Below are 15,149 nucleotides of genomic sequence, written 5' to 3' on the forward strand. Positions count from 1 at the left end.
CGATTCCATAGGAAAGAGAGGAATAACAATGGACGCCAAGCCTTGTATAGATTCATTAGCAGTTAAAAATTCACACGTTCTGCCGCCCGATACGAATAGTCATGGAACGCTGTTTGGTGGTAAACTTATGGCCTATATAGACGATGTAGCAGCGATTGCTTCTGTTCGCCATTGCCGAAAACCTGTTGTTACAGCTTCTACTGACTCGGTCGACTTTCTTCATCCCGTGTTTGAAGGGGACACCATTTGTTTGGAGGCATTTGTTACATGGACACATAATACGTCTATGGAAGTTTTTGTTAAAGCAGTTACTGAAAACCTACTTACCGGCGAACGGAAACTATGTACGACCGCCTTCTTGTCTATGGTCGCAGTCGATGAAAATAATCAACCCGCCCCGGTACCTGGTGTGTATCCTGAATCGGATGAGGAAAAATGGCTTCACGAAGGCGCGCAAAAACGCCATGAACATCGTAAAGCGAGAAGAAAGGAATCAAAAGAATTAGCCGAAATGTTCGGAACCGACCTGCCTTGGAAGTAAGAAGGAATACGGGCTGTTTTTTCAGTTATTATTGGAGAAACCCGTTTAATAAAACAGACGAAAAACTCCGATGAAGCGGAACCACCATTCAGCTTCGTCGGAGTTTTTTAGTGGTGCGCAGAAATGTGCCGTAAACCCTTTTGGGAGCTCTCTTCTCCCTTTACGTCCATACTCTTAGGAAAATAGAAGTTTTGAAAACCTAAGGAGACTATGTACCTATATTTATGGGATTTGTATTTTCAGACCACGGTTTTCTTGGTAAAGTAAGTTTTATATGTAAAAGTTTTCGTTTCAATTCTTATGAGAGTGGGAATGGAAGGTTGATTGTAAATTTTTTCAATAGGTGGAGGTGGATGCAGTGGAAAGTGTAATTGGTTTTCTGAACCAAATTATATGGGAGTACTTGCTTGTTGCTGTATTACTAGGTTTGGGCTTGTTCTTCAGTATTCGATTAAAGTTTGCACAATTTACGTACATACCGGAAATGTTTCGCGTCTTATTTGATAAGCGGGCAGTTTCTGCAAAAGGAAAGAAAGGGACATCTCCCTTTCAAGCGTTTACGATTAGCACCGCTTCTCGAGTTGGGACAGGTAATTTAGCTGGTGTAGCTGCAGCGATCTCTGTTGGCGGACCTGGGGCGGTCTTTTGGATGTGGATGGTTGCTGTTCTAGGAGGAGCTTCCAGCTTTATTGAAAGTACTTTGGCACAAATCTATAAAGTGCCTGAGAAAAATCAGTACCGCGGCGGACCTGCCTATTATATGGAAAAGGGTCTGAAAAACCGAAAGCTGGGAATTATATTTGCGATTACGATCACGTTTACGTATGGGCTCGTATTCAGTTCCGTACAATCCAATACGATTCGTCTGGCATTCGAAGAGTCGTTTAACATAGGTAAATGGGGGATGGGGATTCTCTTAACAGTAATTGTAGCTCTCGTTATCTTTGGCGGTTTGAAACGAATTGCTCAAGTAACACAGGTTATTATTCCGGTAATGGCTGTTTTTTATATTATCTTAGCGCTCGTAGTTTTCTTCGATAATATTGCTCAAGTACCAGAGATGTTTTCCCTTATTTTCCAAAGTGCCTTCGGCTTTAGAGAATTTGCAGGCGGTACATTTGGCGGAATGATTTTAATAGGTATACAGCGGGGGCTTTTTTCTAATGAAGCGGGGATGGGTAGTGCACCTAATGCTGCTGCTACATCTGAAGTCACCCACCCTGTTAAACAAGGATTAATTCAAACGTTAGGCGTATTTACAGATACGCTGATGATTTGTAGTGCCACTGCTATTATAATTCTGTTTTCTAATCAATACACGAATACAGATCTTGAAGGCATTCAAATTACTCAATTGGCATTTGAAACTGAGTTAGGTGTTTGGGCGGCCATTTTTATTGCGGTTGCTATTTTCTTATTTGCTTTCAGTTCGATTATTGGAAATTACTATTATGGAGAAACGAACATTGAATTCATTAAAAAAAGCTCAGCTAATATCCTAATTTACAGAGTAGCTGTGTTAGGTATGGTTATGTTTGGTGCGGTTGCTGAATTTGGTCTCGTATGGTCTCTTGCCGATTTAACGATGGGTATTATGGCTTTAATTAACTTGTTTGCTATTTTTATGCTGTCTAAAGTGGCCTATGCTGCGTTAAAAGATTACAGAAGTCAACGGAAAAAAGGAAAGGATCCAGTATTTTACCAAGACCATCTTCCAGGAGTAGAGGGTATGGAGTATTGGCGTCGAGATCAAACGTCTCAGAAAGAATCATAATTTTTAAACGAAGCTGCGCTGCCCCTTTCTTACAGCGCAGCTTTTTTGATAGGGTCGTAATCATCGATATGATAAAGTAAATATAGATTGTGATGAAGAAGGGTGAGCACGATGAGTATTTTATCAGTAGAAAACGTTAGTAAAACGTACGGTGATCAAACGTTGTTTGACGATATATCTTTTACAATAACGAATGGGCAGAGAATTGGTTTAATTGGAGTCAATGGTACCGGGAAATCAACGTTGATGAAAATTATTGCTGATCTTGAAACAGCAGATGCGGGAAGTAAGCAGCATGCGAAAGATTTTACGCTGGAATATTTGCCTCAGGAACCTGTACTGGATGCTGATTTAACTGTATTGGAACAGATCTATTACGGCCAGTCCAAAGTAATGGCAACGATTCGCGCGTATGAACAGGTGCTGCAGCAACTATCTTTGGATCCGGAAAATACTAAGCTGCAGGAACAGATGTTGAATATGCAGCAGCAAATGGATGAACATGATGCCTGGGAAGCAAATACGACCGCCAAGACGATTTTAACGAAGCTGGGTATTGAAGCTTTTGACAAAAAGGTAGGTGAACTGTCTGGAGGCCAGAAGAAGCGGGTGGCAATTGCGAAAGCGTTGATTCAGCCAGCCGATCTTCTGTTGTTGGACGAACCGACAAACCATTTAGATAATGAAACAATTGAGTGGCTGGAAGGCTATCTGGCTCAATTTAAAGGTGCTTTAATGGTTGTGACACACGATCGCTACTTTCTAAATCGAGTGACAAACGTAATTTATGAGCTGGATCGAGGCACACTTTACACGTATGAAGGAAACTATGAAACCTTCTTAGAAAAAAAGGCTGAGCGAGAAGAATGGGAGCGTCAAGCAGAAGAAAAGCACCAAAATGCACTGCGCCGTGAACTAGCATGGCTGAAGCGAGGTGCAAAAGCGAGAACGACGAAACAAAAAGCCAGAAAGCAGAGAGTCGAAGCGATGCAGGAGGAAAGCTTTGCAACGGATAAGCAGGATGTAGATATGGCGATAGGCTCTACTCGTTTAGGTAAGCAAGTCCTGGAATTGAAAAATATTTCTCATACATTCGCCGGCCAGCCGCTCATTGATCAGTTTAGCTATTTAGTTGTTCCTGAAGAACGAATTGGCATAATAGGGCCGAACGGTTCAGGTAAAACGACGCTGCTTAATATTATGGCTGAACGTTTAAAGCCTGATAGTGGAGAAGTAGACATTGGTTCGACCGTGAAGATCGGGTATTATACTCAAGACCATGAAGAAATAGACGGATCACTTAAAGTGATTGAGTATATCAAAGAAGTAGCTGAAGTTATTTCTACAGCTGAAGGAACCGAAATTACAGCGGAGCAGATGCTTGAACGTTTTCTTTTTCCTCGCTCTAAGCAGTGGACTTATATCCGCCGACTATCCGGGGGAGAGCGTCGCCGTCTTTATTTACTCCGTGTCCTTATGAAGGAACCAAATGTATTGTTCTTAGATGAGCCAACGAATGATCTCGATACAGAAACGTTAAGCGTGTTAGAAGATTACTTGGACCAGTTTCCTGGGGTCGTGATTACCGTATCGCATGATCGTTATTTCTTAGATCGTGTAGTAGACAAATTAATTGTTTTTAACGGAACAGGAAATGTGAAGCGCTATTACGGCAACTACTCAGAATATTTGCAGCAGCATCAACAAAACAAAGAGGATCAGGCTGCAAAAAAGGTGGAAACGTCTGAGCAAGAAAAAACTCGCCGCTCGAATCGAAAACGAAAGCTTTCCTATAGAGAAAAGCAAGAGTGGGAAACAATTGAAGATGATATTGCAAAGTTAGAGAATGAGATTAAGGAAATGGATGGTAGAATGGCTGAGGCAGCGTCGGACTACAGTAAAGTAGAAGAACTATCAGCTGAAAAGCTGGAGCTTGACAAGAAACTCGAACAAAAGATGGAACGATGGGAAGAGTTATCTCTGCTTGTCGAGTCGATTGAGAATCAATAAATGTGGAACCTGGGCTCAGACTGCTCAGGTTTCTTTTTGTATTCGACGTCTGATTATGGAATAATTGATAGCGGATACATAATGCATCAGTCAGCTCGAGACTAAATTGAAAACAAGGGGAGATCTTTCACATGGAATTTCCAAGGCAGGAAAAGTTAGAGAAATATGCAGAGCTTGCACTCAAAACAGGTGTTAATCTTCAAAAAGATCAACGGCTAATGATCAATTCAAATGTAGACGGAGCACCTTTTACTCGTGTGGTTGCACGTAAAGCTTATGAAATGGGTGCAAAAGATGTGTACATCGTATGGTCGGATGATGAACTTTCGCGCCTGCGTTATGAACATGCTGACGTCGAAGTTCTCAAAGAGGTACCAGAATGGCAGCGTAAAATGTTTGATTATTTTGGCGAAGAGGGAGCAGCTGTCTTATCTATTCGCTCCACTGATCCTGATTTATTAAAAGGAATTGATGCAGGAAAAGTAGCCTCTGCCAACAAGGCACGTGCGGAAGCAATGTCTAACTTTAGAAATTATACAATGAATGACCGTATTCAGTGGTCAATTATAAGTATTCCTATTCCAGCATGGGCGCAGAAGATCTTCCCCGATCTTTCAGAAGATCAAGCTGTAGAGCAGCTGTGGGAGCAGATTTTCCGTATTGTACGTGTGGACCAACAGGATCCAGTAGAAGCGTGGGAGAAGCATAATGAGACATTACGTCAGGCACGTGAATTTTTAAACCGTAAGCAGTACAAGAAACTTGTTTATTCAGCTCCTGGCACAGATTTAGAAGTTGAACTTCCGAAGGGACATATTTGGAAAGGCGGATCGGCAAAGACGGAAAAAGAAAAGATTGCTTTTAACCCTAATATGCCAACAGAAGAAGTGTTTACAGCCCCTCACAAGTATGGAGTAAACGGACATGTGTCCAGTACGAAACCGCTGAACTACGGAGGGAATGTAATCGATCAGTTCACGATCACTTTCAAAAACGGAAAGGTTGTAGACTACAAAGCTGAAGAAGGCGGGGAAACATTAAAGCACTTATTAGAAACAGATGAGGGATCGAAACATTTAGGGGAGCTGGCATTAGTGCCGCATGAATCGCCTATCTCTCAATCTGGCTTAATTTTCTACAATACGCTTTATGATGAAAATGCCTCCTGCCATTTGGCGCTCGGCAAAGCTTATCCTAATAATGTAGAGGGTGGGTCTGATATGAGCGAAAAGGAGCTAGATAAAAACGGAGTAAATCATAGCTTAAGCCACGTTGATTTTATGATGGGATCAGCTGAGCTTGCGATTGATGGAGTACTTGAAGATGGAACGAAAGAGCCGGTCATGCGTAATGGCAGCTGGGCTTTAAACTTTGCTGAATAAGAGGGGGAAAGCGTCGATTAGGTCGGCGCTTTTTTGTTGCGCGGCTCGTATAAAACGTATAGATCCACCTGCCAAAAGCCGATTCAATCCTTTAACTTTTCTTTAAAAAGGGTATAAAGTGAAGAGAAATGAGGGAGAAAGCAATGGACACATATGATACAGCAATCGTAGGAGCAGGTTTTGGCGGGCTGGCGGCCGGGGCTCAGTTAACGAATAAGGGATATAAGGTGGTTTTATTTGAAGCCTCCAACGAATTAGGCGGAAGTGCAGGTAAATACGAACGTGGCGGCTATCGCTTTCAATCAGGGGCAACGTTAGGTATGGGATTTGAGGAAGAAGGTGTTTTTCATTCGCTTTACCAAACGTTAGGTCTAGAGCCTCCTCCCATGACCTTGCTCAACCCAATTATGGATATTCATCTGCCTGATCGCACCATACACTATTACCGTGATCGTCATCAATGGTATGGAGAGATCGATCGTCAGTTTCCAGATGTAAAAGAGAAGGTAAAAGCTTTTTATGATGAAGTGTTTCAAGTAGGAGCTATGGTGGATCGGCTGGTCCATCAATTACCCATCTTTCCGCCGCGCACGGCAAAGGACTGGGCAGGGGTGTTTCCTTTAATAAACATCTCCTCCATTAAAATGATGCCATTCTTAACACAAACCATCTACCGTCGTCTGCAGAAGTTTGGTCTTGATCAGCACTCATTATTTGTTACTTTTTTAAATGGAGAACTTATGGATAGTGTACAGACGAATGTAGAAAGGTGTCCTGCGTTTCTTGGTTATGCTGCGCTTCAAACCTTTCATAAAGGCGCATATGCCGTGAAAGGCGGTTTAGCTACGATTGCTGAGCAGCTGGCGGACTTTATGAAGCGGCATGGAAATGAGGTGTTTATGAGACATCCGATTTATGAGGTCAGCCAAGCGGGGAACGTATTTAACTTGTTATCAAAACGGGGGAAGGTGTTTAGAAGCCGGAAAGTGATCTTAAATAATTCCGTTCATAACCTGCATGACACATTATCTCCTCATTTAGCTGATCAATGTTCCGTACGTAAAGTTAAGGAACAAAGCCGGGAATCCTGGGGAGCTTTCATCATTCATGCTGGTGTAAAAAAAGAGGTTTTCGCAAACACGGAGAGTTTGTATCACCAGTTTATTGACCCGGCAAATCCAAAAGGTCTTCATGAGGGAGGCCAGTTCTTATTATCGTTATCACGTCCGGAAGATTCGTTTATGGCGCCAGAAGGCTTGCGATCATTAACATTATCTACTCATACTGATATAGCACAATGGTGGAGGAGAGAAAATTATGAAACAAATAAGCAGCTGATGACCGACCGTTTAATTAATATCGTCAATCATTATTTTCCAGGGTTTGCTGAAGGTCTGGACCTTGTACTTCCTGGGACGCCGGTTACGTTTGAAAAATGGCTTAAACGCCAGGGTGGAAAAGTAGGAGGATACGCTCCGACTGGAAGATTCAGCTGGTTAAATAGTTATTCTGTCAGAACTGGTATCCCCCGCCTCTATCAGTGTGGTGATACAGTCTTTCCGGGCGCAGGAACGTTAGGAGTAACTTTATCAGGATTAATGGCAGCAAAACTCATTTCACAGGATTGAACCGTTCAAAATAGGGTATAAGTAAAGTAGAGAACTTTAAGGAGGAAACTATATGCCAGGTCCAGAAAGTGAACTTCCCGGCTTCCAATCCAATCCTAATAATTTTGGTAAGTGCAGCAGCTGCGGTGTAATTTTAACGTCGAGACAAGAAGCGAAAACGACGCTTTGTAAAGATTGTCAAGAAAGACATAAAGGGCGAGAAGATGTAATGGGCAAAAGCAAAAAATGAATAAAGTGCGTCAGACATACGGAAGACTATAGCTAATGGGCTATAGTCTTTTTGTTTACCGGGTTATTTCTTTACATAAAGTTACACAGAGTGATAAAGTTGATGTTTGTGTAAAAAAATATGGATGAGGAGTTTGAAAATGAATAAAAATCAATCGGGTCGTATTGACTGGCCTGTCTTTATAATAAGTGGAGGGGCGTTAGTTCTTTTTGTTATATTCGCTCTCATAAATATCAATTGGATTGAAAGATTTGTGAGTACAACTTTCGCGTGGTCAGCTACTTACTTCGGTGCTTTTTGGCAGCTATTAATGTTAGCTACATTCTTTGTTGGGTTGTGGCTGGCTTTCTCGAAGTATGGAAAAATTAAAATGGGGGCAGCTGAACAGCCTGAGTTAAGTTTGTATAAATGGTTGTCTATCATCATGGCTACATTGCTAGCTGGCGGAGGGGTTTTTTGGGCCGCAGCTGAACCGATGTATCATTTTCTAACGGTTCCTCCTTATTTATCTGACCTAGGAATCGAAGCTGGTACAGAAGCAGCGATTAACCCTGCTTTATCTCAAAGCTTTATGCACTGGGGATTCCTGGCGTGGGCGATTTTAGGAACGATTAGTGCAGTTGTTATGATGTATGGTCACTATGAAAAAGGAATGCCGATGAAGCCGAGAACGCTGTTATATCCGATATTCGGAGAAAAAATTCGTAATAGCTGGTTCGGTACCCTGGTGGATGCTTTTTCAATTATCGCTGTAGCTGCAGGAACGATTGGACCTATCGGATTCCTTGGTTTGCAGGCAAGCTATGGGCTGCAGAGCGTCTTTGGTATTCCAGACAATCTAAGTACGCAGTTTACTATTATTTTCGCTGTCGTATTAATCTCAACGATTTCTGCAGTTACTGGTCTTTATAAAGGGATACAATTTTTAAGCAGCTTTAATGTACGTATTGCGATCGGGTTAATGGCCTTTATCTTAATCTTTGGGCCGGGCGGGTTTATTATGAACCACTTCGTGTCCTCTTTTGGTTATTATGTGGATCAATTCATTCCAATGAGTACATTCCGAGGGGATGGAGAGTGGCTGTCACTATGGACCGTATTCTTCTGGGGGTGGTTTATTGGATATGGACCAATGATGGCCATTTTAGTCAGCCGTATTTCCAGAGGTCGAACGATTCGAGAAATTATTGTGGCGGTATCTATATTTGCTCCCATTATTTCTACGTTTTGGTTTACCATCCTGGGCGGGTCAGGGATCTTTTTTGAACTAAGCAACCCTGGATCTGTATCTACTGCTTTAAATGAAGCGGGTAACCATGCAGCTATGTTCGCCATCACGGATCAATTCCCGCTTGCTGCTGTTATTTCACCGTTATTTTTACTATTAACGATTTTATTTGTAGTAACGACAAGTGACTCTATGTCTTATACAATCGCTATGGCTGTGATGGGAGAAGGGAATCCAAAGAGATGGCTTCGGATTTTCTGGTCAATCATTATGGGGTCCATTGCTGCTATTCTATTGGTGACAGGAGACAGCGGAATTACGCAGTTGCAGAATTTCATAGTAGTTACAGCCGTACCAGTCTCACTTATTCTGCTGCCCGTCGTTTGGCTCGCACCTCGAGTGGCTAGACAAATGGCCATGGAACAAAACATTACGAAGAAGAAATAAGAGAAAAGAGTTAGGTGCGGAACCGTCCGCCCTAACTCTTTTTTATTTTTGTCTTAATACAGCTCGCACCGGACTCCCGTCTGCTTCATCCATTTTAAGAGGAAACGCCATAAGTTCATAAATACCAGGAGCGACATGTCCTAATTCTAATCCCTCGAGAATAAGAATATCTGCTTGGTTAAGAGATTGGTGAGCGGGTAATTCTTTACTCGTTTCCGGGTCTACAGAAGGAGTATCCATCCCAATTAAATTAATACCGCGTTCGTTTAAAAAAGGAGCGACATCTTCTGCAATTACTGTGTACTCGTGAGGGAACGCTAAACGATCTTCCCAGCTTAATGTACGAAATAATACCTTGTCGACGGCTTCAAATTGAAATGGTTCAAGGTCGCTTGCTTCAATCTTGCTTTTTCCTTCCATATTCACCACAAGTGTTTCCCCGATGAATCGCTCAATAGGTAATTCTCCTATCGTGGAACCATCATTATCATAGTGAAAAGGTGCATCCACATGGGTGCCTATATGATTACTGGATTGAAACTGACCTACATTCACTGAACCCGTTTCTTCCATTCCCCACGTGAGCTTATACGAGTAAGGTTGATCGCCGGGCCATGGAGGGGTCTTTGCATTGAGAGACATAGATATATCAATTAGCTTCATAGAAATCCTCCTTACGCAATAGTACCTCGTTGATTTGAGTATTGCTGATGCTTCTTATTCTCCATTATATCCTTTAACTTCAATACCACATCATAAACATCTTCAAACGAAACGTAGAGCGCAATAGGAGCAAGTCGAATGACATTTGGGGCACGGAAGTCTGGAATAACCCCTTGATGTTTTAAAGCCTTACATATGCTCGCTGCTTCAGGATGAACAAGGCTGACATGGCCCCCTCGTCGATGATTATCAATCGGATTTGCTATATGAAAATCATAGGAGGATAAATGCTCCTCTATTAAATCCATTAGCAGTTCAGTAAGCTGTAATGACTTATGTCTAATCTTTTTAATTCCAGCTTCTTGAAAAATTTCTAATGAACCGAGAAGGGGGGCGGAGCTTAAAATGTGAGGTGTTCCTATTTGGAAAGCACCAGCTGTATCCGCAGGGGTTAACTCATGATCCATATCGAATTGCTTATCTTTACTAGAACTGAACCATCCAGCAAGCCCAGGTTTACGGCCGGAATGCTTTTCATGTACAAATAAACCGCCGACCCCTCCAGGTCCGCTGTTTAAATACTTGTACGTACACCAAACGGCGAAATCAACGTTCCACTCGTGAAGTTTATGGGGCAGGGCGCCAATGGAGTGAGCTAAGTCGAATCCGACGATAATATTATATTTATGAGCAGCCTTTGTAATCCTTCCGATATCCAATAGCTGCCCGCTGCGATAGAGTACGGAAGGTAATAAAAGTAAAGCGATATCATTATTCATCGCTTCAATAATGTCTTCTTCTCGTATCGTGCAGCCGTCTTCACTGGTAATTTGAATCAGGTGGTCTTCAGGGTTTGAATGATGAAATTCAAGTTGACTTTTTATCGCATAAATGTCGGACGGGAAATTCAGCTCATCTGCCAAGATTTTTGTTCTACTTCCTTTGGGCTTGTAGAAAGTAGCTAATAATTGATGGATGTTTGTTGTGATTGAGCCGGTGTTAATCACTTCATGCGCTTTTGCACCAATTAAAGGAGCTGTTAGTTCTCCAATTTTTTCTGACATGTAATACCACGGTTGTTTGCCGTCCGTCCAGCCCTCAATGCCATGCTGCTTCCAATCGTTTAGAGAGGTAAGGAGAGTTTGTTCTGCTCGTTTAGACAACAGCCCGAGAGAGTTGCCGTCCATGTAATATGTACCTGGTTGAGTGTAAAATTCTTCTTTATACTGATGAAGTCCATCCAATTGGTCAAGTTTCTTTACATCTTCACGTTTCATTCTCATCGCCTCCTAATTTATAGTATAAAGTTTTTTACTCTATAAAGAAAAAGCCGAGACTCAGAAAAGTATCGGCAGGCTTTTGAAATAACTCAGATGGATGTAGACAAGGTATCTTGCGGCTCATCTCCTGGCAGGAGGCAAAATGGTTTTAGGATTTTAAGAATCATAGAAGTATGAGATCTGGTTGAAGAATAAAACCTAGTTCTTACTTTTTATAGTGATCGATTATCGAAAAAGGGTTTTAGGAAACGGCGACACTCCTATGGGAGATACGAATTAGGTGTGACCCCGGAAGGCATAGCCTGAGGAGGCACACCATTCACCCATGGAAAGGGAGTCGTTTCCTAAAACCCTTTACTCCTCCTAAGTAAGAAATGTTTACACGGTCGACGAAAAAAGAGAGAAAGAGAAAACTAAGTTTTCTCTACAAGCCTCCGAGAGTCAGAAAAGTCCCAGTTTTAATTCATATATCCATGTTTTATAAGGACGGCTTTAATTGCCCTGTAGGAGTAATCGTCAGGAAGGCTTTCTTTTAATGGTTTAAGTCTTTTTTCGTCTAATTGGCTGTGAGCCATTAAGGTGACTTCCTCTTGTTCATCTGTAAACCATTCTCCCCAATCCACTTCTGCTCCTTCTTTCATGCAGCGGAAAATATGATTTTCAATGGTTTGTACACTCATGGCGCGTTGCTCGGCAATTTCCTCAATCGATAATTTTTGATCTTTCCACATGTTAAAAGTTTCCTCGTGACTAGCTCCTTCTGTTGGCTTTCGGGCTGTCTTTTGCATAAAGCTGCCCCGAGCAGGAGGAGAGGGTCTTTTATCTGCGGTTTCAGCCCATTTCGATAAAACCTCTAAAAAGTCCTCACCATACTGAGAAAATTTCTGTTCTCCAATCCCTTTAATGCGAAGCATTTCTTCACGGTTCTTAGGCAAGTAGATTGTTAATTCCTTAAGAGTGGCATCAGAGAAAATAACGTAAGGTGGAAGTCCTGCGTCATCAGCAATTGATTTTCGCATAGCACGAAGTTCCTCAAATTTCTCGACATCGTAGTTCGTCTCTACATCAGATGTAGTCGTTTCCACTAACATCGTAACCGAACGTTCTCCTTTTAATACACCGACGGATGACTCTGTTAATTGCAGAGTTGGATAGCGTCCTTGGCCGGGGCTGAGTAAGCCTTCAGAAATCAAGAAATTAATAAACTGTGTTAAGTTTTTTTCTGTATAGTGAGACAAGATCCCGTAAGTAGAAAGCGTGTGAAATCTAAATTGTTTGACTTTCTGATCAGACGAGCCTTTTAAAACCTTAGCTGTTAAGCCAGCTCCAAAACGTTCACCCATTCGTTTGACACAGGAAAGTACCATTTGAGCTTCCCTCGTCATATCTTTTTCTTCTCCCTCATGTAAACAGTTGGAGCACTTCTCACATGGGTCGTGGTGGTTAGGATCATCAAAATAATCTAGAATATATTGCTGTAAACACATGTGAGTGTGACAGTAATTAATCATGGACTGTAGTTTGCGGTATTCATCACGCTTTTTATCTTCGTCCATCATGGATTGGTCAATTAAGAAACGCTGTAAGTGAATATCTTGGCCAGAATATAGAAGCACACAATCTCCTGGTTCTCCATCACGTCCTGCACGACCTGCTTCTTGATAGTAAGATTCCAGATTCATTGGCATAGAATAATGAATAACATAGCGGACGTTCGATTTATCGATCCCCATTCCAAAGGCATTCGTAGCCACAATTGTCGTGATTTCATCTTGAACAAAATCACTTTGGACCTGCTTTCGCTGCTGTTCTGACATGCCCGCATGATATTTTCCAATAGAATATCCTTTTTTCTCGAAGAAGTTTTGTAAATGGTCGGCATCTTTTCGAGTAGCTGTATAAATGATGCCGGCTTCATTTGCTCTTTGTTCTAAATATTCGAGAAGAAAATCTCGTTTGTCTCTTCCTTTAATAATACGAAAAGACAGGTTCTCTCGAGCAAAGCCGGTATTTACTACAGCTTCATCACTTACATGAATCAACTGCTTAATATCTTCAATGACTTCCTGAGTTGCGGTAGCTGTCAGCCCCATGACGAGAGGGATATTTGGGATTTGGTCAAGCGTTTGAACAATTGATCGATAGCTTGGTCTAAAATCGTGTCCCCATTGAGAAATACAGTGAGCTTCGTCAAAAGCAACCAGGGAAAGTTTGATTTGTTTTATAGTTGAAAGAAAGGACGAAGAATCAAACCGTTCAGGGGCTACGTAAACAAACTTAAAACGGCCTTGTCTCATACTGCTCATTCTTTCACGCTGCTCTTCAAAAGATAAGGAACTATTAATATAAGTCGCGGGAATACCGTAAGACGTTAACGCATCCACTTGGTCTTTCATTAATGAGATAAGAGGAGAAATGATAATAGCCGTGCCATCCAATGTCATACCAGGTATCTGATAACATAAAGATTTCCCGCCGCCTGTGGGCATAACGGCTAATGTATTATTTTGGTTTAATACGCATTCAATAGCTTCTTTCTGACCCGTTCGAAAAGAAGTGAAGCCATAATATTCTTCTAATAAACGCTGCGCTTTTTCTATCATTTTGCGATCATCCTTTTCAAATTCTTTTCCTATCTTATCATGTTTTAAATGATTGAATAGGGGAAAATTATCTAGAGATTCTCAAAAGAGGAGTGTGTCCAGTGAAAGCCATTGTCATAGAACAATATGGGGGTAGGAATCAACTTATAGAGAAAGAGGTTCCGACTCCCGAAATAAAAAGTAATCAAGTTTTAGTAGAATTACACGCAACTTCTATAAATCCAATTGATTGGAAACTTAGAGAAGGATATTTAAAAGAAATGCTCGATTTTGACTTTCCTATTACACTTGGCTGGGATGCAGCTGGTGTTGTGAAAGAAGCAGGTGGAGATGTGCAAAAATTTAAAGCGGGTGATCGAGTGTTTGCTCGTCCTGAACTTTCAAGGTTTGGAACGTACGCTGAATATGCTGCAGTCGATGAACACGTGCTGTCTCATCTTCCGGAAAGCATTTCCTATGAACAAGCAGCGGCTGTCCCTTTAGCTGGTTTAACAGCAAGACAGTGTCTGGTGGATTTTGCTGAAATTCAAGAAGGAGATAAAGTCCTGATCCATGCAGGTTCTGGAGGGGTAGGGCATTACGCCGTTCAAATTGCTAAATCCTTTGGAGCTTATGTGGCAACTACAGCGAGTGGTAAAAATAAGGAATGGGTAGAACAACTGGGCGTCGATCGCTTTATTAATTACCAAGAAGAAGATTTTTCTGAGGTGCTGGAAGAGTTTGATATCGTCCTGGATACTTTAGGAGGAGAAGTTCAGGAAAAAAGTTTTGGGGTATTAAAGCAGGGAGGACGATTAGCATCAATTGTTCAACCACCGGCTGAACAGCTGGCTGATAAACAGGACGTGAAGGCTGGATTCGTTTGGTTAGAGCCCGATGGTGAAAAACTGGCTCAATTAGCTAACCTTATGGTGAAGGGTGAAATGAAATCTAAAGTGGGGCATCGCTTTCCTTTAACTGAACAAGGGCTAAGGGAAGCTCATGAATTAAGTGAAACTCATCATGCTACAGGCAAAATCGTTATTACTATTCCATCATAACTTAAAATCAGAGTTTTAAGGAAACGGATTTTAAGGCTGTCGAGTAAGTGAAATGCTCTCCATATGGTAAACAGATTAAAAATAAAAAATCTGTTGCCTTAAGGGGAGCTTTTTATGTCCAATCAATATTACTCCAAAGAATTTAAATGTGAATGCTTATACGAGGGAAGACTCCATCATTTATTCTTTATGCGTAAAGTATCATATTCCTAAAGTAACCTTATATCGTTGGCTGGAGGACTTAAAACACGTAAATCCTATACATGAAAAAGATTGCCCTTCACTTAACCAAGGTGAGTCAGGTGCAGGAGAATCTTTTTCGAT

Annotated in this window: 11 protein-coding genes; 8 read left to right on the top strand and 3 right to left on the bottom strand. The window is 41.6% G+C overall.

Features of this window, described 5'->3' with window-relative positions; genetic code table 11:
- Positions 1 to 28 precede the first annotated feature (28 nt).
- The 7 genes from ACGTNH_RS02645 (at position 29) to ACGTNH_RS02675 (ending at position 9,239) form a co-directional block, all read left to right on the top strand.
- On the top strand, positions 29 to 541 hold the full coding sequence (locus ACGTNH_RS02645) for an acyl-CoA thioesterase (protein ID WP_394584810.1): 513 nt from the start codon (positions 29 to 31) through the stop codon (positions 539 to 541).
- 349 nt (positions 542 to 890) lie between these two features.
- The gene (locus ACGTNH_RS02650; RefSeq protein WP_394584811.1) at positions 891 to 2,315 is read left to right on the top strand and encodes an alanine/glycine:cation symporter family protein; all 1,425 of its coding nucleotides are present in this window, start codon (positions 891 to 893) and stop codon (positions 2,313 to 2,315) included.
- Positions 2,316 to 2,426: 111 nt separating this feature from the next.
- Positions 2,427 to 4,325 (top strand): ABC-F family ATP-binding cassette domain-containing protein, encoded by a 1,899-nt coding sequence (locus ACGTNH_RS02655; protein WP_394584812.1) that lies wholly within the window; start codon positions 2,427 to 2,429, stop codon positions 4,323 to 4,325.
- A 131-nt stretch (positions 4,326 to 4,456) separates the two neighbouring features.
- On the top strand, positions 4,457 to 5,707 hold the full coding sequence (locus ACGTNH_RS02660; protein ID WP_394584813.1) for an aminopeptidase: 1,251 nt from the start codon (positions 4,457 to 4,459) through the stop codon (positions 5,705 to 5,707).
- Positions 5,708 to 5,850: 143 nt separating this feature from the next.
- A complete protein-coding gene (locus tag ACGTNH_RS02665) occupies positions 5,851 to 7,335 on the top strand; it encodes a phytoene desaturase family protein (RefSeq protein WP_394584815.1) in 1,485 nt (494 codons plus the stop codon).
- Positions 7,336 to 7,387: 52 nt separating this feature from the next.
- On the top strand, positions 7,388 to 7,564 hold the full coding sequence (locus ACGTNH_RS02670; protein ID WP_394584816.1) for a hypothetical protein: 177 nt from the start codon (positions 7,388 to 7,390) through the stop codon (positions 7,562 to 7,564).
- Between the two features lie 139 nt (positions 7,565 to 7,703).
- Positions 7,704 to 9,239, top strand: coding sequence for a BCCT family transporter (locus ACGTNH_RS02675; RefSeq protein ID WP_394584817.1), 1,536 nt, complete (start codon positions 7,704 to 7,706; stop codon positions 9,237 to 9,239).
- A gap of 42 nt (positions 9,240 to 9,281) precedes the next feature.
- Here the strand turns inward: ACGTNH_RS02675 and kynB are convergent, their stop codons facing one another.
- The 3 genes from kynB to recQ form a co-directional block, all read right to left on the bottom strand.
- Positions 9,282 to 9,902, bottom strand: coding sequence for an arylformamidase (gene kynB, locus ACGTNH_RS02680; protein WP_394584818.1), 621 nt, complete (start codon positions 9,900 to 9,902; stop codon positions 9,282 to 9,284).
- An 11-nt stretch (positions 9,903 to 9,913) separates the two neighbouring features.
- Positions 9,914 to 11,185: a kynureninase gene (gene kynU / locus ACGTNH_RS02685; RefSeq protein WP_394584819.1), complete on the bottom strand. Its 1,272-nt coding sequence runs from the start codon at positions 11,183 to 11,185 to the stop codon at positions 9,914 to 9,916.
- Between the two features lie 455 nt (positions 11,186 to 11,640).
- Entirely contained in the window at positions 11,641 to 13,785 is a 2,145-nt protein-coding gene (recQ, locus tag ACGTNH_RS02690) for a DNA helicase RecQ (RefSeq protein WP_394584820.1), read from the bottom strand.
- A 101-nt stretch (positions 13,786 to 13,886) separates the two neighbouring features.
- Here recQ and ACGTNH_RS02695 point away from each other — a divergent pair, with 101 nt between their 5' ends.
- Complete coding sequence (locus ACGTNH_RS02695) at positions 13,887 to 14,825, top strand: NADP-dependent oxidoreductase (protein ID WP_394584822.1); 939 nt, start codon at positions 13,887 to 13,889, stop codon at positions 14,823 to 14,825.
- Positions 14,826 to 15,149: the final 324 nt, after the last annotated feature.

Source organism: Halobacillus sp. B23F22_1 (genome assembly GCF_043497005.1).
GTDB lineage: Bacteria > Bacillota > Bacilli > Bacillales > Halobacillaceae > Halobacillus_A.

Excerpts from the sequence above, each read along its gene's own strand:
- kynU (WP_394584819.1), bottom strand. The coding sequence starts at position 11,185 with ATGAGAATGAAACGTGAAGATGTAAAGAAACTTGACCAATTGGATGGA.
- ACGTNH_RS02675 (WP_394584817.1), top strand. The coding sequence starts at position 7,704 with ATGAATAAAAATCAATCGGGTCGTATTGACTGGCCTGTCTTTATAATA.
- ACGTNH_RS02665 (WP_394584815.1), top strand. The coding sequence starts at position 5,851 with ATGGACACATATGATACAGCAATCGTAGGAGCAGGTTTTGGCGGGCTG.
- recQ (WP_394584820.1), bottom strand. The coding sequence starts at position 13,785 with ATGATAGAAAAAGCGCAGCGTTTATTAGAAGAATATTATGGCTTCACT.
- ACGTNH_RS02670 (WP_394584816.1), top strand. The coding sequence starts at position 7,388 with ATGCCAGGTCCAGAAAGTGAACTTCCCGGCTTCCAATCCAATCCTAAT.
- kynB (WP_394584818.1), bottom strand. The coding sequence starts at position 9,902 with ATGAAGCTAATTGATATATCTATGTCTCTCAATGCAAAGACCCCTCCA.
- ACGTNH_RS02655 (WP_394584812.1), top strand. The coding sequence starts at position 2,427 with ATGAGTATTTTATCAGTAGAAAACGTTAGTAAAACGTACGGTGATCAA.
- ACGTNH_RS02645 (WP_394584810.1), top strand. The coding sequence starts at position 29 with ATGGACGCCAAGCCTTGTATAGATTCATTAGCAGTTAAAAATTCACAC.
- ACGTNH_RS02660 (WP_394584813.1), top strand. The coding sequence starts at position 4,457 with ATGGAATTTCCAAGGCAGGAAAAGTTAGAGAAATATGCAGAGCTTGCA.